General features: G+C 55.0%; 24 protein-coding genes and 1 pseudogene. 11 read left to right on the forward strand and 14 right to left on the reverse strand.

What is annotated here, in order from left to right; all coding sequences use genetic code 11:
• Positions 1-4: 4 nt before the first annotated feature.
• The 5 genes from LB462_RS07230 to LB462_RS07250 are packed head-to-tail and all read right to left on the reverse strand — an operon-like array spanning position 5 to position 5841.
• Positions 5-565 (reverse strand): DUF995 domain-containing protein, encoded by a 561-nt coding sequence (locus tag LB462_RS07230; RefSeq protein ID WP_370637082.1) that lies wholly within the window; start codon positions 563-565, stop codon positions 5-7.
• Entirely contained in the window at positions 552-1982 is a 1431-nt protein-coding gene (locus tag LB462_RS07235; RefSeq protein ID WP_224506623.1) for a UDP-glucose dehydrogenase family protein, read from the reverse strand. The genes LB462_RS07230 and LB462_RS07235 overlap by 14 nt, the downstream gene beginning before the upstream one ends.
• Before the next feature lie 15 nt (positions 1983-1997).
• Entirely contained in the window at positions 1998-3845 is a 1848-nt protein-coding gene (locus LB462_RS07240) for a glycosyltransferase family 2 protein (protein ID WP_224506624.1), read from the reverse strand.
• On the reverse strand, positions 3842-4828 hold the full coding sequence (gene galE / locus LB462_RS07245) for a UDP-glucose 4-epimerase GalE (protein ID WP_224506658.1): 987 nt from the start codon (positions 4826-4828) through the stop codon (positions 3842-3844). The genes LB462_RS07240 and galE overlap by 4 nt, the downstream gene beginning before the upstream one ends.
• The gene (locus LB462_RS07250; protein ID WP_370637083.1) at positions 4828-5841 is read right to left on the reverse strand and encodes a UDP-glucuronic acid decarboxylase family protein; all 1014 of its coding nucleotides are present in this window, start codon (positions 5839-5841) and stop codon (positions 4828-4830) included. The genes galE and LB462_RS07250 overlap by 1 nt, the downstream gene beginning before the upstream one ends.
• An 853-nt stretch (positions 5842-6694) precedes the next feature.
• Between LB462_RS07250 and LB462_RS07255 the strand changes: the two genes are divergently transcribed.
• From LB462_RS07255 to LB462_RS07270, 4 genes are all read left to right on the forward strand, one after another.
• Positions 6695-7834: a helix-turn-helix domain-containing protein gene (locus LB462_RS07255; RefSeq protein ID WP_224506626.1), complete on the forward strand. Its 1140-nt coding sequence runs from the start codon at positions 6695-6697 to the stop codon at positions 7832-7834.
• A gap of 816 nt (positions 7835-8650) precedes the next feature.
• Entirely contained in the window at positions 8651-9565 is a 915-nt protein-coding gene (locus LB462_RS07260) for a glycoside hydrolase family 26 protein (RefSeq protein WP_224506627.1), read from the forward strand.
• A gap of 116 nt (positions 9566-9681) precedes the next feature.
• Positions 9682-10098 carry a tetratricopeptide repeat protein gene (locus LB462_RS07265; protein WP_224506628.1) on the forward strand — a complete coding sequence of 139 codons (417 nt, stop codon included), beginning with the start codon at positions 9682-9684 and terminating at the stop codon, positions 10096-10098.
• A 266-nt stretch (positions 10099-10364) separates the two neighbouring features.
• A complete protein-coding gene (locus tag LB462_RS07270) occupies positions 10365-10979 on the forward strand; it encodes a LysE family translocator (protein ID WP_224506629.1) in 615 nt (204 codons plus the stop codon).
• 36 nt (positions 10980-11015) lie between these two features.
• On the opposite strand, the pseudogene LB462_RS07275 reads toward LB462_RS07270, so the two are convergent.
• Positions 11016-11282: pseudogene (locus LB462_RS07275) on the reverse strand (helix-turn-helix domain-containing protein); the annotation flags it as partial.
• Positions 11283-11801: 519 nt separating this feature from the next.
• Between LB462_RS07275 and LB462_RS07280 the strand changes: the two are divergent.
• Positions 11802-13532 carry an adenylate/guanylate cyclase domain-containing protein gene (locus LB462_RS07280; protein WP_224506630.1) on the forward strand — a complete coding sequence of 577 codons (1731 nt, stop codon included), beginning with the start codon at positions 11802-11804 and terminating at the stop codon, positions 13530-13532.
• Positions 13533-14017: 485 nt separating this feature from the next.
• Positions 14018-14164, forward strand: a complete 147-nt coding sequence (locus LB462_RS07285; protein ID WP_224506631.1) for a hypothetical protein — start codon at positions 14018-14020, stop codon at positions 14162-14164.
• Between the two features lie 9 nt (positions 14165-14173).
• Here LB462_RS07285 and LB462_RS07290 read toward each other — a convergent pair whose 3' ends face one another.
• Positions 14174-14386: a hypothetical protein gene (locus LB462_RS07290; RefSeq protein ID WP_224506632.1), complete on the reverse strand. Its 213-nt coding sequence runs from the start codon at positions 14384-14386 to the stop codon at positions 14174-14176.
• Between the two features lie 412 nt (positions 14387-14798).
• Between LB462_RS07290 and LB462_RS07295 the strand changes: the two genes are divergently transcribed.
• Complete coding sequence (locus LB462_RS07295) at positions 14799-14996, forward strand: hypothetical protein (RefSeq protein ID WP_112527976.1); 198 nt, start codon at positions 14799-14801, stop codon at positions 14994-14996.
• Between the two features lie 101 nt (positions 14997-15097).
• On the opposite strand, the gene LB462_RS07300 is transcribed toward LB462_RS07295, so the two are convergent.
• The 6 genes from LB462_RS07300 to LB462_RS07325 all read right to left on the reverse strand — a co-directional run bounded on the left by LB462_RS07300 (position 15098) and on the right by LB462_RS07325 (position 17525).
• Positions 15098-15352 (reverse strand): hypothetical protein, encoded by a 255-nt coding sequence (locus LB462_RS07300; protein WP_224506633.1) that lies wholly within the window; start codon positions 15350-15352, stop codon positions 15098-15100.
• 371 nt (positions 15353-15723) lie between these two features.
• Positions 15724-15921: a hypothetical protein gene (locus tag LB462_RS07305; RefSeq protein ID WP_224506634.1), complete on the reverse strand. Its 198-nt coding sequence runs from the start codon at positions 15919-15921 to the stop codon at positions 15724-15726.
• Entirely contained in the window at positions 15918-16283 is a 366-nt protein-coding gene (locus tag LB462_RS07310; protein ID WP_224506635.1) for a hypothetical protein, read from the reverse strand. The genes LB462_RS07305 and LB462_RS07310 overlap by 4 nt, the downstream gene beginning before the upstream one ends.
• Before the next feature lie 111 nt (positions 16284-16394).
• Complete coding sequence (locus LB462_RS07315) at positions 16395-16673, reverse strand: DUF982 domain-containing protein (RefSeq protein WP_255626506.1); 279 nt, start codon at positions 16671-16673, stop codon at positions 16395-16397.
• A 90-nt stretch (positions 16674-16763) separates the two neighbouring features.
• Positions 16764-16976: a hypothetical protein gene (locus LB462_RS07320; protein WP_224506637.1), complete on the reverse strand. Its 213-nt coding sequence runs from the start codon at positions 16974-16976 to the stop codon at positions 16764-16766.
• A 348-nt stretch (positions 16977-17324) separates the two neighbouring features.
• Positions 17325-17525, reverse strand: coding sequence for a hypothetical protein (locus tag LB462_RS07325; RefSeq protein WP_224506638.1), 201 nt, complete (start codon positions 17523-17525; stop codon positions 17325-17327).
• 375 nt (positions 17526-17900) lie between these two features.
• Between LB462_RS07325 and LB462_RS07330 the strand changes: the two genes are divergently transcribed.
• Positions 17901-18071, forward strand: coding sequence for a hypothetical protein (locus LB462_RS07330; protein ID WP_224506639.1), 171 nt, complete (start codon positions 17901-17903; stop codon positions 18069-18071).
• A 61-nt stretch (positions 18072-18132) separates the two neighbouring features.
• On the opposite strand, the gene LB462_RS07335 is transcribed toward LB462_RS07330, so the two are convergent.
• Positions 18133-18429, reverse strand: a complete 297-nt coding sequence (locus LB462_RS07335; protein ID WP_224506640.1) for a hypothetical protein — start codon at positions 18427-18429, stop codon at positions 18133-18135.
• 200 nt (positions 18430-18629) lie between these two features.
• Here LB462_RS07335 and LB462_RS07340 point away from each other — a divergent pair, with 200 nt between their 5' ends.
• From LB462_RS07340 to LB462_RS07350, 3 genes are all read left to right on the forward strand, one after another.
• Positions 18630-18797: a hypothetical protein gene (locus LB462_RS07340; RefSeq protein WP_181872499.1), complete on the forward strand. Its 168-nt coding sequence runs from the start codon at positions 18630-18632 to the stop codon at positions 18795-18797.
• A gap of 249 nt (positions 18798-19046) precedes the next feature.
• Positions 19047-19382 (forward strand): hypothetical protein, encoded by a 336-nt coding sequence (locus tag LB462_RS07345; RefSeq protein WP_224506641.1) that lies wholly within the window; start codon positions 19047-19049, stop codon positions 19380-19382.
• Between the two features lie 182 nt (positions 19383-19564).
• A complete protein-coding gene (locus LB462_RS07350) occupies positions 19565-19747 on the forward strand; it encodes a DUF3606 domain-containing protein (protein ID WP_224506642.1) in 183 nt (60 codons plus the stop codon).
• The last annotated feature ends 556 nt before the right edge of the window (positions 19748-20303 follow it).

Here is a 20303-nt window from a genome sequence, read left to right on the forward strand (position 1 = left end):
TTTCTTATTGTTGAGGCAACTGGGCCGCGCCAAGCGCGGTTTTGATGCTGTCGCGTTGTTGGGAAACCAGATCGGTGGAAACCAGTTTGCGGGCTTCGTCGCTGTCGCGGGCTTCAGCGTGGCGGAACACATACCACTTACCATCGGGCTCACGCCTTTGATAAATCGTTCCGTTGCCGACACGATGCGAGAAACAGGTCTTGGCCGGAAATGCACCCTGTTGCGAATGCCATGTCGCATTGAGACACAACAGACCTTTTTCGGCGATGACCCAGCGCCCTTCCGCCCAGGATTTGCCCTTCTCGCCATCGACCCAGGCACTGAATTGCCGTCCTGCATCTACATCTGTCATCTGCCCGGCTCCGTTGTCCCACTGCCAGCTCTTGTTATTATAGAGTCTGTAGACTTCGAAGGCCGTCATGGGGCGAGTTCCCGCCGGCTGTTCAGGAGCTTGCGACGACGCCGCAATCGCCGGTGCGGCAATGCAGGCTACAGCCCAGGCGACGGTCGTCATCATCCGCAAGCCCGGCAGGAAACGAACCTTTTCCGATTTAGAGATTGCCATTGGAACCTCCCGCCATCTCGAAATGAGCGTCCTGCGGCTTTCGTCCTTGATGGACTTGTTCGGCCGTATGAGGCAACGCGGCGAAGGTACTCGTATCATATCGAGCCGTCGTTGATCGGCCGATAGCCGATACACGAAACCCGATTTCTTCCGCAACACCCTGTTCAAAGGCATTTCTCAGATCGATCAATATCGCCTGGCGCATAGTCTTTTTCAGGCGCGCAAGGTCGAGTTTGCGAATGCTGTCCCATTCCGTGATGACGACAACGGCATCGGCGTTGCGCGCGCATTCATAGGCATCGTCAAAAAACTCGACATCCGAGAGGATGCGGCTGGCATTGTCCATACCCACGGGGTCATGGGCGCGGATAGTGGCGCCGAAACGCTGCAGGGTTTCGATGAGGGGAACGGAGGGCGCGTCACGCATGTCGTCCGTATCGGGTTTGAAAGTGAGACCCAGAACGGCGATCGTCCGGCCTTCCACATCACCGTCCAGAGCGTCCACGACTTTCAAAGCCATGCGGCGCTTGCGCGCTTCATTGGCAGTCACGGTTTCTTCGACAATGCGCACCGCCACACCGTAGTCCTGAGCTGTGCGCAAAAGCGCCATCGTGTCTTTCGGGAAGCACGAGCCGCCGTAACCGGGACCGGCATTGAGGAAACTTGTTCCGATACGTTTGTCGAGACCCATTCCCAGTGCCAGTTCACTGACATTGCTGCCAACCTGCTCGCAAAGATCAGCCAGTTCATTGATGAAGGTGATCTTTGTCGCCAGAAACGCGTTGGCGGCATATTTGATCAATTCCGAGGTCCGGCGCTGGGTGACCACGATGGGTGTCATGCGCGCTTCGAGAGGCGCACCATAGAGTTCCATGAGAACCTTGCGCCCGCGCTCATCCTCGACACCGATCACGACGCGATCGGGTTCCAGAAAATCGCTGATAGCGACGCCCTCTCGCAAGAATTCAGGGTTGGACGCAACCGAGAAAGTTCCGGTTTGGCGTACCGATCCAATGATCTTCTGCACGACATCGCCTGTGCCCACCGGAACGGTGGATTTCACGACCACAACGGCACCGTCGTCGATCAGCGGCGCCAGTTCCCGCGCGGCCATATAGACGAACGACAGATCAGCATCCCCGTGACCGGCGCGCGGCGGGGTGCCGACCGCGATGAACACGACTGATGCTCCCGCCAGCGCTTCGGCCAAATTGCACGTAAAGCTTAGACGGCCTGCCGCAGAATTGCGCTCCACCAATTCATCCAGACCAGGCTCGTAAATCGGCACGATGCCGCGTTCGAGGCCGTCAATTTTCTGGGCGTTCTTGTCGACGCATACAACCTCATGGCCCCAGGCGGCGAAACAAGTCCCACTGACCAACCCAACGTAGCCGGTTCCTATGACTGCGATCTTCATTTTTTTGATTGCCTTTTATTGCTGGTTTGAATGGTTGGGAACGTTGGTGCGCCAACGCGGATTGAAGATGGTTTTGTGGACATCGCGGCCGCCGACGCCTGCGCCGGCAACTGCAAAGCGGTCATCGAACAGGGAAAAACTCTGAGTTCCCCATGCAAGCGCCTCGATACCGTCGCGTCCCCTTTCGGCGGTTGCAAAGCTCGGCAGAGCCACCAGAGCAAGCAGGCTGGCGGCAAGCGCCGGGCGATAAAACCACGCGCGGTAGCGAACCGTATTCTCGCGTGCATGTTGCAGAACGATAACGAACAGGAGCAGCGCATAGATCACGGCGTTGACGATGGCGAAGACATAAAAGCCACGGCTGTTTTCACTGGCGTCCGGGATAAGTAGCACCGGCAGGATCGAGAGAACCGCCAGGAAACCGTAGGGTGCGAGTACGCGGAACGGCAGAGGATCCACTTCGGACGCCCCCTTCGGTGTGACGCGGAAATCAACGAATGAACCCGTTGACCAATCGCGCAACGCAGCCAGCGTTCCAGCCAGCGCCCAAGGCCAGCGCGCGAACAAAAACAGGGTCATTTCGACACTGAGTATCTTCGCATCATGCGAGCGGAATGTGCCGGAAGCGCGCCAGCGATAGGCCAGCACGATCAACATGATCGCCTGGGGCAGAAAATGGTTCAGGAAAGCGGGATAGGTAACGGCAACGAAGCTATCCCCGATCACCAGCGCAATGATCGGCAAGACGAACATCAGCGCCATGAAAAGAGAAAACAGGGGATACCAGAATTGTGAGAACAGAAACTGGAATTTCAGTCGCGGCGGCAAATTACCAACAAGCCTTGGCGAATACTGCAGCAGGATCATCATCAGACTGCGCGACCATTGAAACTCCTGCGTGATGAGATCGGCAAAGGTGCGGGGTCCGTCGCCATGGGCGATGGCGTCGAGTGCATGCACGCCGCGCCAGCCATGGGCATTCATCATCAAAGTGGTGGAATGATCTTCCGCCAATTCCGGTCCAAGACCGCCAATTTCCTTCAATGCTGTCGTGCGAACCGCATAGTGCGACCCGATACAAAGGGGAGCCAGACCGTTGTTGTAACCGGCCTGCAGCGATCCATGCATACTGGCTTCTGCATAAAGCCGTCCGCGCGCGGACCAGCTTTCATGGGCATTGCGATCGCAGATGCTGGGCGCGGAGACATAACCGACAGCAGGATCGGCGAAGGGACGCAGCATCTGAAACAGATAGTCCGAATCCGGCACATGATCGGCATCGAGCTGCACCACAAAATCATAAACGCCATAACCGTAATGGTCGTAGAAGAAGGCAAGATTGCCTTCCTTGCAGCGCGTGCGGCGCGGCCACGTCTTGCGGTGATAGTCCGCGCGTCCCTTGCGCGTGGAGACGAAGACACCATGCTTCTCACACCAGGCGAGAGTTGCCGGAGAAGGGTCTTCATCGGCAAGCCATGTGTGATGCGGTATATCCTGGGACAGCATGGCGCGCAACGTCTCGGCCACCACCTCGAAAGGTTCCGAGGGCGCCTTTGTTACCACCATGGCGATGCGGCTTCCTGCCGGAAGTTTCAACGGGCCACTCGGACGGCGCGCGCGGAAAAACAGGACGATGAAATATGCTGGCAGCAAAGTCACCCAGGCCAGGATGGCCGTTACCAGAATGGAGCCCGCAAGGTTCACATGGTTGGCAGGTTCAAGCCACCAGCGCCAAAAGTAGACAAGCGCCGCGGCCCACAACGCTGCACCGAGCAGATATTCTGCGCGCCGCCAGCCGGTAAAAACCGCAACCATCAAAGGTTCGCCTAGCGCCGCTTCCCTTATTGCCCGGGGTGTCGTCATGTCCGCACCTCCAGCCCAAAGAAGGGAGCAGCCGTGCGAATGATGGTATCGAGATCGGAATAAAGCGCCTGAAAGCCAAGTTTTTCTGCTGCAAGCGCCGGATCGGCATAAAGTACCGGGGGATCGCCGGCACGGCGAGCGCGCATTTCGACTGGCACGTTACGGCCTGTCAGGCGCCTGATCGCATCGAGAATCTCCTTGATAGACGTGCCGTGTCCCGGGCCCAGATTGACGGCCAGATCGTTGCCGCCATTGACGAGATGTTCGACTGCCAGCACATGCGCGCGTGCCAGATCAGCGACATGGATGTAATCACGGATGCAGGTGCCGTCCGGCGTGTTATAATCGTTGCCAAAGATTTCCAGAAAGTCGATGGTGCCTGCGGCAGCCATCATAGCCCGCGGAATGAGATGCGTTTCGGGATCGTGGGCTTCGCCGATTTCTCCGTCGATATCCGCTCCGGATGCATTGAAATAACGCAGCGCTACATAGCGCAGATCATAAGCAGCCGCGTAATCGGCAAGCATCTGCTCCGCGATCAGCTTGGTGCGACCGTATGGGTTTATGGGGCGCTGCGTCTCGCCTTCGCGGATCGGCAGGTGATCCGGAACGCCATAGGTTGCGCAGCTTGATGAAAAGATGACATTGCGCGCGCCGGCGAGACGGCAAGCTTCGAGCAGCGACTGCGTCCCGCTAACATTGTTGCGGTAATACTTCGCCGGGTGCTCGACTGATTCACCGACATAGGCCGAGGCGGCGAAATGGATCACCGCGATCGGATTATGATCCTGGATGACCTCAATGAGCCGCTGCGTGTCGAGAATGTCGCCTTCGACGAAAGTTCCCCAACGCACGGATGCGAGATGCCCGGTCGACAGATTGTCATAGACGACAGGCTTGTAACCCTGCCTGGACAGGAGCTTGGCGGTATGACTCCCAATAAAGCCTGCGCCGCCAACAACGAGTACGTTCTGCCCACTCATCATGCCACCTCTGCGAGTTCCCCATTGGGCCTCACCAGCTGGCGTTCGAAATAGGCTATCGTCGACTTCAGGCCATCCGTCAGCGCAATGCTTGGCGCCCAACCGAGCTCCCGTTCTGCGAGTGTAATATCGGGCCGGCGTTGGCGCGGATCGTCTGTCGGCAGAGGGTGATAGACGATTTTGGAGGACGAACCCGTCAAGGCGACAATTTGCTCGGCCAGTTCACGCACGGTGAATTCACCGGGATTGCCGATGTTGACCGGCGTGTGAATGGCCCGAGGGCTGTACATGAGCCGGTGAAAGCCTTCGATCAGGTCATCCACATAGCAAAAGGAGCGGGTCTGCGATCCGTCGCCATAAACGGTGATATCTTCGCCCTTGAGCGCCTGCACGATGAAGTTGGATACCACCCGGCCGTCGTCTGGACGCATGCGCGGTCCATACGTATTGAAAATGCGCACGATACGAATGTCGACGCCATGCTGCTTATGGAAGTCATAGAAAAGCGTCTCGGCGGAACGCTTGCCTTCGTCATAGCAGGAGCGCGGACCGAAAGAATTGACGTTGCCCCAATAGTTCTCGGGCTGAGGATGAACGTGGGGATCGCCGTAGACCTCCGATGTGGAAGCCTGGAAAATGCGCGCCTGATAATGCGCGGCCAGCTCGAGAAGATTGAGTGAACCGATCACGTTGGTTTTCATCGTATGGATCGGGTCGGCCTGATAGTGCGGCGGCGACGCCGGGCAGGCGAGATTATAGATCTCGTCTACCGGCAGATCGATCGGATCAACGATGTCGTGTCGTACATAGCTGAACGTGTCAAAGCGCAAGAGATGGCGCAAATTTTCCATTCGTCCCGTGGAAAAATTGTCCACACAGACGACGGTCCGACCTTCACGCAAAAGAAGTTCACAAAGATGAGATCCCAGAAACCCCGCGCCGCCTGCAACAAGAACCCGCCGCTTGGAGGCGTGATCAGAGCGAAAGTTTGACGAATTGAAGACAATGCCCACAGAACTCTCCCAACAACAGGAATAATAGTTGCGCCAATGCTTCATGAGAAAGAAGAAATGTAAAATCTACTGAAACTGACAGCGCTTTACCGGTTTTCTTACTGAAGCGAATTTGATGGCTTTTGATATCGTTCGGGTTGCAGCATTGCGATATCGAGGAATCCGAAAACTATTCAATACGTTCATTTTTGCAGGTATCGACAGGCGCTCGTCGTGGATCGGGTGGCTATAGTTTGCGTACCGACGCGTTGGAAAAGAAGTTTGCTTCCACTTGAATTACTAGACCATGTTCAGATTCACTGAACGGCACTTGTCGTCCGCATCATCACCGTCCCGATGAACAGACGGTCGCAGGCCTGCGGGCGGAGATCGAGATTGCGGTTCGCCGTCAAATTAAACCGTTCACACACCGATGGCCTTGTAAAAAGCAGTCAGATGCCCAAGCCAAGAACCAATGCAACCACAGTCATTGGCGTATGGCTGAATGGTAATTGAACTGGCATGTCCGTTCATGGTGGTTCAGGATCGAGGGGGAACGGCAGAGCACGGAGTTGATTCGGGGTGACACAATGCACCGTTCTACTCTGGCGAAAACCTTCGGTGCCAGCCTTCGACTCGGCGCCTTAAAATAAAGAGCAATGCAAAAGTAAAGAGCGGTTGAACATGCTACAACTGGATTTCCTGACTCTGTGCATCGTAATTTTTTTGAATTTGTTGACCGTGAGCGTGGTGCGCGCGGTGGGGTTGTTCTGTCGGAGTTCCATTCCTCGCAGATTTGGTGGAGGGCTTTGGGATGCTGACATCCTGGCCATAGCGCGCAAGGTTTCGGCATTTCACGTCTTGGCTGGGGGCAATGATGTCCGATAATGATGATGACTTCCATTCACAGCCCGTTTCCCAAGAACGTCGTCGCTGGCCACGCGTGTCGCAAGATCCCCTTGGTGAGGAAGAGGCCAAGAAGACAGCCTTGATTCCGTTGCTTTTTGAGACGAAGTCCCTTGCGCCTTGCAAGCAGTTTCGCGCCTGGCACGAGCACATGGCGGTGTTGTCGGATACGCGCCTGCCGGACAATGTTGATCCCGAGGATGGATTTGTCGCCCGGCAAGCTGTGTGGGATTTGGGCGGTATGCTGTTCCTGCAACAAACCGTTCCGGCTTTCAGTTTTGAACGCTCGCCAAACATGGTGCGGTTCAGTCCGATTGACCATTGGCAGATTACTTTTCTCCGTGCCGGGCGTACCTGGACCGGCATGAATGGACGCGTTGCGCAAAATGAGCCAGGCATGATTGAAATTCGCTCGCTCGGTCATCCGTTTAGCGGGCGAGCGTTAGCAACCGATTCCGTCAGTTTGATCGTTCCGCTCGACGTGTTTACTGATCGAGGTGGTTTGACGACGGCAAGCAACAACGTCGTTTTGGGTGGACACAGAGCGAATTTGCTGATCGATCATCTGTCGAGCGTTGAAGCCAATCTCGATCGCTTCACGCATGACGATCTTCTGGGTGTCAAGGACCGCTTGCGGGAGATGGTTTTCGACACGATCACACCTTTGGTGGACCGTGGTGGCGGCAACGATCAGATTTCGCAGATAGGATTGATGGCGCGGGCGCGACGGTTCATCCTGGCCAATCTTGCCTCGCCCAACCTGACACCCGATGCTCTCGGCCGGGAACTGGCAATCTCGAGGACACGGCTCTATGAACTTTTCGAAATGTCGGGTGGTGTTGCGAACTATATTCGCCGCCGGCGCCTGTCCGCAGCTCATGCAATGTTGGCGGATCCTTCAGACACCCGAAAGATCGCCGAAGTTGGTATAGCAATCGGGTTCGATTCAGCAGCAAACTTTAGTCGCGCTTTCACACAGCAGTTCGGCTATAGCCCGAGCAACATACATAAGCGAGCATCCGCAGATCATTCGCGCCACGATTATCAAACGGAGAAGAAGCAAATGATCACATTCGACAGCCTGCTGCGAACGCTTGGGCTCTCTTGAGCTGCGTTGGAAAGCCGAACGCCCTAATCGCCGCACCGCTTATTCATGCAGATGATTTCGTATCGGAGCCGGTCAGTTTCTTCGCTTGAGCGTCAGCCCTGAGCTATTCCCTCGATACAATTTTGTGAACATACCGCGCTCGATGGCCGGAGACATAACTGCACCCGTTCCGCCAAGCTCAAACATTGCTCAAATCATCTTGCCAAATGGGCGTCATCCAGACATGACAGGCCTCAGGCTCGTTCCGATCTGGTCTGCCGCAACCGTCAGCGCTTTGATCTGCCAACGGCTTTACGGCACCGGTCTTCGACAAAACCATCGTTCGCCATACTGGGCAATATCTTGGTGCTCGAATAAACTTCCGGCGGTACAAGTAGATGGGCTCACCAGTTGGCAATGAGAGCGCAGTTAAGAATTGCTCGCAGAACACCATAAAAAAGAGAATGTTCGGTATTAAAATGCTAAAGAACGCATGTATCTTTGGTGTATCGATTGCTGTTGCGTCTGGTTGCACGGCGGTTTCTTACAAAACAGTCACGACGGCATCGTTTTCGACCCAGTATCCCAATGTGGCTCACGGCCAAAGGAACACGCTGGGGATTAAGAAAACCGAGAAGTTCTCGACAACCAGATTGCAAGTAGTGGTTACCGTGGCGCGGCGGGTTACATCCGTAGTCCGAGCGGTGTCGGAAGGACTTGGGGCTGCTTTCTCAAGTGGGGGCATTCTCAAATCAGGGCCAGATATGTTCGATGATGCGCACGAGCGTTGTTGTTTTATTGCTCGCGTGTTGGCTGGGGCCGCCGGCAGAGTTCGCAATGGGATATGAATCTCATATTCGCGCGACGGGAAAACCGTCGATCGCACCGAAACTTCCTTTCGTCAAGGCGTCGGCGGGTTACAAGCCTCTGGAGTTCGGAGTCTATGACCCGCACGACCGGTATCAGCATTCCAAGGGCCCTCGTATCGAGCACGTATTCGTCTATTGGCAGGCCATCGACAGGCTGATGCTTGCAGCAAAGATGCGACTTGCGGTGAGGCGGAAACGAACGTTGATGGTTACGGTTGAGCCGTATACGAAGGCGGCGAATTGGCTGGATGGTGGCGATCGCTTGTTTGCCGACATAACCCGTGGGAAATTCGATGGTGAGATAGCGGCAGTATGTTGTGCGATATCCAGTTTCCCAGGAAATTATTGGATCCGCTGGGGTCACGAAATGGAAGAGCCGACGGGACGCTACCCGTGGGCCCGCCGTGATGCATCGGGCTATATCAAAGCCTATCGGTACTTCATCGATGCGTGCAGAAAAATTGCCCCTCGGGCTCACTTTGTGTGGTCTCCGAAGGGAGAAGCGGCGCTCCACGACTATTATCCGGGAAATGCCTATGTCGACATGGTCGGCGTGGCGGTCTGGGGACTTGAGAAATGGGACCGCGATCGGTATGCAACGACACGCGACTTCGCCGAGACTTTCATGGAAAAATACCGTCGAATCGAGCGGTTCGGGAAACCGGTCATTGTCGCCGAACTGGGGGTTGCCGGTCATGCCAACTACCGGCAGCAATGGATGTCTCAGATCTCCGAGTTCTCTACTGGTAGAAATCCATTCCCGCTTCTTACCGGCATCATCTATTTCAACGACAAAGAGCCGCATCACTGGCCGGACGGCTACGGATCACCGGACTGGAGCCGGACGATCCTGGAATTCGGAAGAAAAGAGGACGTGGAATAGATAACCTCACAATAGATCAGTCCCGGCTGAACTTTCTTGCACAATTCTACGATACCCTATTGCGCAGTTGACGTGCTCGCCGCGCACCCGCGCATCGATCCGTCGCGCATCGCCGTTTGGCTGCTCCTGCGGAGGGACTACAGCATGATGGCGATTTTGTGCGCTCGGTGATCGAAGTTGAAGCGGCGGCCAAGCTTGTACCCTATGATGCCTTCGCCGGCGCTGACTTGGCCTACTATTTGGTCAACGCCGGAAACGTCGACAGCGCAATTGAATGGCTGGAAGAATCGATCCGGCGCGATCCCACCCCCATGGATTGGTATTTTGGATATTTAGCCATGGTCTATTATTTCGCTGTCCGGCCAGCGGAGTCCGTGGTCATGATGCAGAAGATTAAAGAACCGTGGGAAGTCAATCTTGCAGCAGCCTACGCGCGATTGGGAAAAATGGACGAGGCACATGCCAGCGTTGCCCGCTTGCTCGGCGGGTTTTTCTCGCTTCCTCGGTGCAGCACAGGGGGGAAAAGGTGCTGATGGACAAGCTCGAAAGGTGTAGGCCCCGCCACGAGGGCACGCATTAAGAAGCTCTTGGCGACGGCTTTGTCATAGCAGTTGCCAACGTCGGCTCACCATAGCCTCCTGTCCTCAAAATTGGTTCGAAGGCGTCCAGACCTCTAGGGGCCGCCAGCTTCACAACAGACGACGAAGCGGCTATGATTTCAGTATATCGGATCGTCAAAGAGACAAGCTAAGGTCATTCCTGCCTTAGCATTGCACCCGAGCTAGAAAGGCGAACTGTTATGGACTTCATCTCCCTCCTCATTTTCGCTGGCGCGCTTCTGGTCGCGGCTGGGTCGCCGGGCCCCTCGATCGCCGCACTTGTCGCGCGCGTGATCACGAAGGGGTTCCGCGACGTGTTTCCGTTCCTGCTCGCCATGTGGATCGGCGAAGGCGTTTGGCTGTCGCTTGCCGTGTTCGGTCTAGCGATGGTCGGGCAGACCTTTCACCTCGCTTTCGTCGTCGTGAAGTGGCTAGGCGTTGCCTATCTGCTCTTCCTTGCCTGGAAGATGTGGTTCGCGCCGGTAAAGCTGCGCGACGGCGGGCTGCCGCGTGAGGATTCGCCGATAAGGCTTTTCATGGCCGGCATGGCCGTCACGCTCGGCAATCCGAAGATCGTGATGTTCTACATGGCGCTGTTACCGACGATCGTTGACCTCGCTGCGGTAACTGTTGCTGGCTGGCTGAAACTGACGCTCACAATGGCGCTAGTGCTCATCGCGATCGATCTCGCTTGGGTGTTTGCCGCCGCGCAGGCACGCAGATTCCTGAAGAGCGAACGGGCGATACGTGCCGCAAACCGCGTCAGCGCCGGCATGATGGGCGGCGCAGCGGGCGCGATCGCCGCGCGGAGTTGAGCTGGTTCAGGTTCCCGGCGCCAATATGCTTTATTCGACCTCCGGCCGCATATGCGAGAACCGTGCCAGCTTACGCAGCTTGGCACGCCGGTCACGCGCCATGTCGTTGGCCGTCACACAATAATAGCCATTGAGTTCCGGCATTTGCGAATCTGTGAAAGCATTGCGTCGCAGCTCGCGGAAAATCGTCGAGCGATGACGACCGAGCTTCTCGGCAATGACATCAACACTGATACCAGCCGTTCGCCACCGCGCGATCTTGCGGCATTCATCCATATCAATCTGGGAGTAGGTGCGTTCCATGGGCAAGTCCTTGCATGTGATAAGCCATTGTTATCTATTGCAAGTCGCACTTCATCCTTGAACCCACCATTTCAACTTTGCGAATCGCATAATGTCTCGTTGGGAACCGCGCTTCAGAAAACTGCATTGAGTGGTCTGCGGTTCGGTTCCTCTCAAGGCGAGGGTAGTCAGCTTTCTCATGAGCCGCCATCCATTGATCCGAGCTTGATCTCTGGCACTGTTAGTTAAGTCAGGTTCGCATTATGCACCTCCCAGTATTGCGGCCCAGGGCAATCACCGAGCTAGTGCCCTTGTATGACTGAGATGGGGCCGACTTCAGACCGTCTGGTTCTGGATAGCGACGCAGGGAAAGCGGACATGCTTAACGCGTCTCGACCTATCACGTGCGGTTCGAATCTGGTCCGGTGCGCCAATCTCCACTAGTCCAGAACAAGACTGGGAACCGGGGCACTGCGATGGACATCTCCGGATGGTCCCAATAATATATGTGCGAGTGAATTTTCTGAGGCACCTACCTCAATGGTCGAAGAACGCGTCCAGCGCCGTCTTGCCGCCATTCTGGCCGCGGACGTGGTCGGCTACAGCCGTCTCATGGAAGCGGACGAGCAAGGAACCCTGAAGGTCCTGAAGGCCCGACGGCGCGATATTCTGGCTCCACTGATCACGCGATATCGAGGTCGCTTGGTCAAGGTCATGGGTGACGGCGTTTTAGTCGAGTTCGCCAGTGCGGTCGATGCCGTCCAGTGCGCAGTCGATCTCCAGTATGGCACGGCCGAGGCCAACGATAGCTTGCCGGACTCGCGGCGGGTAATCCTGCGCATCGGCATCAATCTCGGTGATATCATCGTAGATGGTAGCGATCTCTATGGCGACGGCGTCAACGTTGCCGCTCGGCTGGAGGCATTGGGCGAACCTGGAGACATCTGCATATCGGGCAGCGTTTACGATCAGGTCAAGCGGAAGGTGGAGACCGATTTTGACGATCTAGGCCAGAAGTCGTTGAAGAACATAGCTGAGCCAGTGCGCGTCTACCGGGTGCGGCATTCGGCAATTGGAGACCGGAAAGGCGAACCCGAGCCGCTGGCTCTGCCGTCAGAACCATCGATCGCCGTACTGCCTTTCACCAACATGGGCGGCGATGCCGAACAGGATGTGTTCACAGACGGGTTGACTGAAGATCTCATCACCGATCTTTCGCGGAACGCCAGCCTGTTCGTGATCGCCCGCCATTCGACCTTCGCCTACAAGGGAAAGTCGATCGATATCCGGCTGATCGCCCGTGATCTCGGCGTCCGCTATTTGCTGGAAGGCAGCGCCCGCCGCGCTGCCGGTCGTGTGCGCATCAACGTTCAGTTGATCGATGCCATCAGCGGAAATCATCTTTGGGCGGACCGCTTTGACCGCGATCTTGAAGATATTTTCGCTGTGCAGGACGAGGTGACGGCCAGAATCGTCGAGGCTCTGATCGGCCGCCTGGCGACACAGCCGCCCCGTAGCCGGCCAAACAGCATGGAAGCCTATGATCTTTGCGTGCGCGGACGTGGGCTGATCGGGATTTCGCCGGCGGCGGCGCGCGAATCGCGTGTTCTGCTGCAGCGGGCGATCACTCTCGACCCGGATTATGCGGAGGCGCATCGGCTCCTGGCATTTCATCTCTGGCAGGCTTGGGCGCAGTGGGGCGAGCCAGAATTACCCAGCCGGCTTGTGGCCGTTGCCATGGCTGAAAAGGCCGTGAAGCTCGACCCCAACGATGCCGGCTGCCGCTTCGTCCTTGGCCACTTGCTGGCATATGAACGGCGCTGGCCCGAGTCGGATGCCGAGTTCGCGACCGCGCTCGAGATTGACCCGAATTACGCCGACGCCTGGGCAGACATGTCGGACTTTTCGGTGTTGAGCGGTAAGCCGGCCACTGCGGTTGAACAGGTCCAAAAGGCGCTCCGCCTGAACCCACATCCCCCCAAATGGTACTATTGGGATCTGGGGTTCGCGCAGTACGCCGCTTGCCAGTATAAGGCGGCAGTCGTCACGCTACGCAATGAGGCTACCTACCAAACAATTTCGCGGCGCGTGCTTGCAGCGAGCCTTGCACAACTGGGACGAACGGACGAGGCCCATCAGGAAGGCGAGCTGTTCATGGCGAGCAATCCACATTTCACAATCAGCCATTGGGTCGCTTCGCAGCCTTTTCGAGATCAGGCCACGTGTGACCATTTCGTCGACGGATATCGCAAAGCAGGCCTGCCAGATTGAACGAGAGGTGAGCTCACTGCTTCGCCCCCCAAAACGGCCACTTCTCCAGGCAAAGCCCTTTGTTCCGCTTTTGGGCGCAGTGGTGCCACGTGGCCCAGTTGTAAGGTGTCCGTTTTCGGGCGGCCGCCATGATTAGTTCAACGGCTGAAATGCGGGCGCAAAGTGGTCAGTCGCGCCACGATCGCCAAACCGCAGCTTCGGGCCACTTGCGGACATTCTAGTCGAAGTGATTGGCCGGATTGTTGGCTTTGATTGAGCTGTTCGGGCGTATGAAGGTTCGCGGAAGTTTCCTCGAACCGGGTGAAAAACTCGCGCAAGTCCAAAAAGTAGGGAAATAATCCAGCAGAAAAGAAAATAGTCCTTTGTGCAGTGTTGCATATCAGTATATACGCGCAACAGGTGATTTGCGGCTGACTGGCGGACCTTTGAACAGGGAATACTCGCCGAGCGCATAGGAAGAGCTTCACGGCTTCCCGCGAGCGGGTATGCGTTGGACCAAAGGCGAGCCTGAAACGGCAATTACCGAAGCCATCAGTGCTGATCCGCAATCTGTTCACGTGCCAAATGCCAAGGGCGCGGCAGATACTTCGAAGCTGGTTTGCGAAGAGCCAGCACACCTGCGCGGCGATTGAGATTGATCCTCAGGTTTTATCTCTGTTAGCCCGCTCGAAGCCTTCGTTCCATTGTTTCCAGTGACGTGACTTTTCGCGGTACGGATTGTCCAGCTTGACGCCAGTTTCTCTTGAGCGGCGAGCGTCTCTCAGCCCATTGTTGTAAGGGACACCCTGCCTCCGGTCGATTTCGGTTTTTCGTTCGATCGCTCCGAGTTTGAACGAAGCTTTGACTACCGCCATGAATGCGTCGAAGTGCTGTTTGAGGTCCATCTTTTCAGAGTACTTATCTTTAACAATTGAACAATAGGTAGCTTGATATCAAACAATCCAAAACTAACGCCTCGGGAGATCGCAAACCTGTTGGAAATTTCTCCATTTCACCCACCAGAAGGCCTGCGCTGGTCGGCAAGTGCGGTAACGAGATTATTGACCGATACGGGAATGCGCTAGATCCGCTCAAACCCAATACCATTCTCAGACTAAAAGCAGGCGGCTCGTTTCTAGGCATCGAGGCGACCAGCGCCAGGACGAGAATTGGGAGTGTGACCCAAAGAAGATCGTAAGCCGCGACTGTCACAGGGACTTTCCCTTCATCAATGACGATAGGGAACCCTTCGGCGCAGGAGATGTTCCTTGGTCAAAGGAGATCACCATGACTGAACGTAAAAAGTCACCGGAAAGCGATGCCAAAGGCCAATTTGCAAAGACGCAGCATGGGGGCGACAATGATGGGGTTTCCAGCGCAAATCCGCGTGTCCTATCTGGCAAGAAGGACGGCGATGCAACATTCAAGTCGGATGCGAAAGAGAATGAAAAGGACCGCCGAGCTCCTGGCAAGTCCAAGCGTTAGGGACAAACTGGCTGCCTGACCGTTGGGGTATTTAATTCAGGCAGCGGTGCAGTTTCACCCGCGTGCCGCGAGGGGTCAATCACACTTCCCCTAGCACCCAGCTATAGAATTTGCTCGTCGTCGGAAACAGGTCTTTCGGCAACCGTTATCCACCAGTAGTGATACTCATTCTGTGTCTTGTCGTTCCAGGCGCACCACCGGTCGCTTTCCAGTTCCTGTTCGTGATGATCGAAATCTGCAATGAAACGATCAATAGCCGCTATGCATTCTTCGCGGGTTTCGTAGATCGGTTGAAGCGGTTCATCCCACAGGATGTCGCCGAACGTTGTCTGAACTCCGTGCTTGATCCTTAGCATCGTTGCATTTCCGGTTAACCGATATCTTGGAAGTTCCCGACCTGCCGAATACACAATACTAAAAGCAGGTCGAGTTGCTGATGGAAATGGGGACCATCAGCTGCTTCAGCCTGCGCCTGTATGATTAACAAAAAGTGAGGCCCGATATCGTGGTAACCGTCCGACACCGAGCCTCTTGCTGAAGAGTGCCAAGCCCCCTCAACTTAGCTAACAACACCACGACGAGCGGGAATGTTCCTCAGAAAATAAAAGCGTCAATTCCCAGCCTTCAATTCCTCTAGGTCGAAAACCTCAGCACGCGCTCTATGGCGAGATGTCAGCCTAGCAACTTGCTTCAAGGTGAAGTTCTGAGGCCGCCAGAGCGCATTTTCTCAGTCGGCGTTCCAGTACAGCCCGCTATGTTTCCAGACATGTTTCATTTTCAACATTATCTGTTCCGAGCTTCGATGTGGGAATTCTCGGGCGAGCGCAGGAACGAGCTTTAACACGTCGGTCCTTTTCGGCAGCGCATCGCTCGCAAATTTGGCCTGCGCATTGATTTCCAGATTCAGCCTGTCGTCATCGGTCATGGATGGGTTTGAGGCTTTACACCAAGAGGCGCAATCGCCCGGTCTAGTCCTAAACTTGCCGGCGCTTCCGGTCTCTCGGACTCGATCAATGCCACCCGCAACTGTTCTTGGCCACCGCTCGCCAACTCATGAGCGTGAACTGCATCTTGGTCGATCCGGACAAACTGGCCCTTGTCGAGCCGGAACGCGCCATTCATTCCGCCTTGCTTGAAGAAGTCGGCTTCCAACTCTCCCCAATATCCAAGGTACTCGCCGCAGCTAGTACAGTTAATGGGTGTGTGGCCCGATACATCCTTGGGAATTCTAAGGTAGATGGTCTTGCAGTTCGGGCAGTCCAGCTTGTGGTCCAGTTCCTGAGACATCTTCGTGATCCCATGAAAGAGGCACTGACCTGCATACGAATATTATAAAAATTACAGTTTGCAAGTATGTGTCTGCCAGCAGACGAAACCCAACCTCAGGTCACTCGGAAGTCAGGCACGCTGTCTTGGCTTGGTCTTATGCCACCGCAAGGATTTGCCCGAGGGAGGTCCGCGTACCGGCTCATCCACATAGTTGCCAGCTTCTTTGGCAGCCTGGATAAAAGCGACTCTTGCAGATCCCGGCGAAAGATTTCCTTCAAGGCAGGATAGCAGAGCGTATTTCGCAGCAGACAGGACTTCGCCGTCATCAATCGGCCAATCCGCCAAGATTTGTTCTGCGGCCTGAAGAGCCGACGTGATGACGCGCATCCTGCCGGGGTGGCTGGTCATAACGCGGACTTCCTTGAAGTGCCTTTCGTCCATCAGCGCCAAATGTGTCCTTGGGGATTCAGTTCCTCGTGGAGAGTTAGCCAATTCTTATTACGCCTTGCGGAGTATCTGACCATCCTTCAATTCGAAGACACCGTCCTGGCCGCCCTGTCCGTCGAAATCGCGATTGAGCTCGCCCCAATAACCAATGAACTGACCGCATGAACTGCAATGGATCGGCGTCACATTGCGCACGTCGTCGGGAATATCCAGATAGCTAGTCCCACAGGCTTTGCAGTCCAGCTTGTGATCCAGGCGCTCCATGTGACGCCCCCGTCAGAACCCACCGTAGTCTAATTATGCATGCATTATTGCGCTGTCCAGAGGGGTACGATGGAACGTTCTTCACACCCTAGTGTTGCTGCCGAGCAGTCGCAGGCCCGCAGCCCTTCACAACCGGGTTAGAATGCTCGCTATGATCAGCGCGATGGCCACACACCGATGAAGATGCAGACCTTAAACCACCATGGTGTTTTGTATTTGCGCCGTTCGAGTTTGTCATTCATCGCGAGCGGCCTCCGATTGGCTACACAGTCTCATACATCTCTGATAAATGGTAGGCCGTTACCGCCCTGGGCGGCGCCAAGTCATCACTATGCACTGCGTGTTTTTTTAATGGTCGTAAGAAAGTAACCCTCTTAGCCTCCATACATTGTTGATTTTCTGATGAATTTCCTCAATTTTTCGATGAGGAAAATCCGTACCGAGTGCTTTGGCAAGCGCCATAGCATTCGTTCTCTTCGGACGGGACTGATAAGCGATATCGGCCTGTGCGGAAATCTCCGTCATGAGCCGTCTGTCATCTTCAGTCATTGGCACGCTCCAGATTTCCTCATGGTGGCACGCGGCGTCATCGCATCCGGTGTCGCGCTATAAAAAATAGCCAAATCGCTACGATGACGGCGATTATCCCCAAAGCGTACAAGTTCCAATTGATGGAAAGCATATCGGCTGAAATAGTCGTCATAACATTTGCAATCTAATAGAGTGTAATTATTAGGAGAAACTGTTTAGACCATAGCAGCTAAAAGTATTCCATAAAACTTTAATGGTCTGGTAAAAGCCTTTTTGTTTGTTTTATTTTCGAGGGATACTCCCACCCGTCGTGCGTCTACGGGCGGACAAAGTTGGAACGATCCCTTCGCCGATGTGTTTGTGGGATAAGAGCCACGTTTCAGGCGGGTTGGGATGACCAAAAAGGGACAGATCCGAGCACCCGCCGAGGTGTTCAAGCGTGGTAGCCGCCGCAAGGACTTTGCGGAGCATATGCAAACCGGCCATAGTGTGCCCGAGAATGACGATAGATTTCACGAGCTTTTAGACCGGCTTGATGAAGCCGAGAAAGAGCAAAAGACATAGTTTTACTACCTATCACAGTCCGGCCCTGCTGATCCCGGCGGGGGTGGGACCAAGCCGCGAGTCAGTGGAAGTACTTGGGACGGCTTGCTACTATCATGGACATGTCGCGGACGTTGCTTCCCATAGTCTCTGTCTCGAACTCAAACAAATTGATCTCCCGTTTTGCGGTCATACTAGCCAGTCTCCCGTAGTCTCTTTCGCCTCGCGCAAAAAACATGATCACCGTACGTGCCACCTGTTCTGCGAGAGGATGGTATTTCGGATCACGGCCAAGAATCAGGCAGGCTCGTTGATGGGCCTTTTCCAGGATGTGCCAGTCATTTTCCGAGGAAATATGATCGATGCTTGAATACAGCATGGAAGCCCCTCCATACGTTTAGGCGGGAGCTCGTTCCATCTCTCAAACGCCAGTGGCCGTTACATGCCTGGCGACTTTGATAATGTCCGCCAGAAGACGGAGCAAGTCAATGCAACGCGATTTCATGAACCCGATGGTTGCAGTTTCGGCACTGGAACCAACGCGCCACACAACGGTTGAGAGATCAAGGGACAATGAATTTGAGTGACGAAGAAAAGCCCAAAGGTGCGCGAATTATTGACTGGCAACTAAAGCGGCCGGAGTACGGTGAAGCATTGCGGTCGTATCACAAGCCTTTAGCCGAAGATGAGAGATTCAGAGAATTTCTGCGACGCCTTGAAGAGGCTGAGCGCGATCAAACAAAATGACATCACCGCAAAGCCCAACCCTCCGGAAAGCCTTTTACGAAAAGAAGTGTTCTTAAGGCCAAAACCGATGTGGGGGCTACCGGCGGCCCCAAAATGCTCCCGATTTGGCCAGTTCCGTATGGACCAAAGACCTATCCGTCTCCTGGTGAACAATACCGAAGCTCGAAAGCACGGACCAATGCGTTTTCCGTTCATTCCCCGTTAAGACGTAAAGGCGCACCTGTCGCATCTAGTTTAACAGGAGATACTATGAAAAATATTGTTTCGCTATTAACTGCAGGATTTTTGGCCATCTTCATGGGCCTAACATCACTTGCTACAGCCTCGGCAGCTCCGGTCGCAGTGCAGGTCGTTCCTGCCGCCTCCAATATCGTGCGGGTGCAGTACAAAGACTATCGTCGATATGAACAGCAGAATGATAGAAAGAAGCGCTGGGAGCGCCATGATCGCCGCAATGATCGCTTCGAGAACCGTCGTGATCGTCGCGGCTACTGGAATGGCCACCGTGGCTATCGCGAACAACGCCGCGGATATCGTCGTCAAAATGACGGATACTGGTATCCACTGGCGATATTCCGTCTCTAAACTCAACTTTTTCGTTAGGACATTTGAAGGCGGCGCTTGCGTGTCGCCTTTACATGCTCTGGTTGCGGATCAAAGCGGCTCGGGCTCAGCGCGGCACTCTATTGAGACGCCCATGCCAGGCGTGGAACGATTTCCGCTTCAATATTGTTAGCGGTGTAGTTTGCAAATGGAGGTAAACGCAAATGGTCGACAACAAACAGAAAATGGACAATCGCGACCGGTCGAAAGTCTCGGCAAGCGAGGATTATGAAGTCCAATATCTGATGACGAAGTTTGATCTTAGCAAAAATCGCGCTCTTGAACTGATTGCAAAGCACGGCGGTAGCCGGAAAAAGATCGAGTCTGAACTCACGGGTTCTGTGTGACAAATGGCCATACCGTCACCGGTACTACCCTCCGTCGACCCTAATCGCTGGCTTGAGTGCGAGCGGGCCTTGCAAGAGCGCTTCACAATGATTGTCGAAGGTGATGAACGATCGAGCGCCGCGCTTAAAGGGTTAATCGTAGAGGCTATCAAAGCCGGTTGGACCGAGGGGGAGGTAAGGCGTGCTCTTTCCGACATGATACGAGCAAATGGGATTACTGGTGAAGAGGGCGACCCATGGCTGCACGTATAGCGGGGCCAAAACTACGGTCTGGAGATCCCAATCGATGGGACGAATGTGAAAAGGCCATCGAGCCGCGGTTCAACATGATCAATTGGGTGGATATGCGAGACGATAAAACTATTCAATTGCTGAACGACGCCATGGCGGCCGGCTGGACCGAGAGAGAGGTGATACGTGCAATTTGGGCTCTAAGAATGTTAAGGGATACGGCATCTGTGACCAGAAACTAGCCCGATCCGTCAGCGCTTAAATTGCAAACTTAACCGATTGTCTGGGGGAAATTCATTGCTCGAAACGTTTCACTACCTCAATT

Origin of the sequence: Phyllobacterium chamaecytisi, assembly GCF_020164455.1 — a bacterium.
Taxonomy (GTDB): Bacteria; Pseudomonadota; Alphaproteobacteria; order Rhizobiales; family Rhizobiaceae; genus Phyllobacterium; species Phyllobacterium chamaecytisi.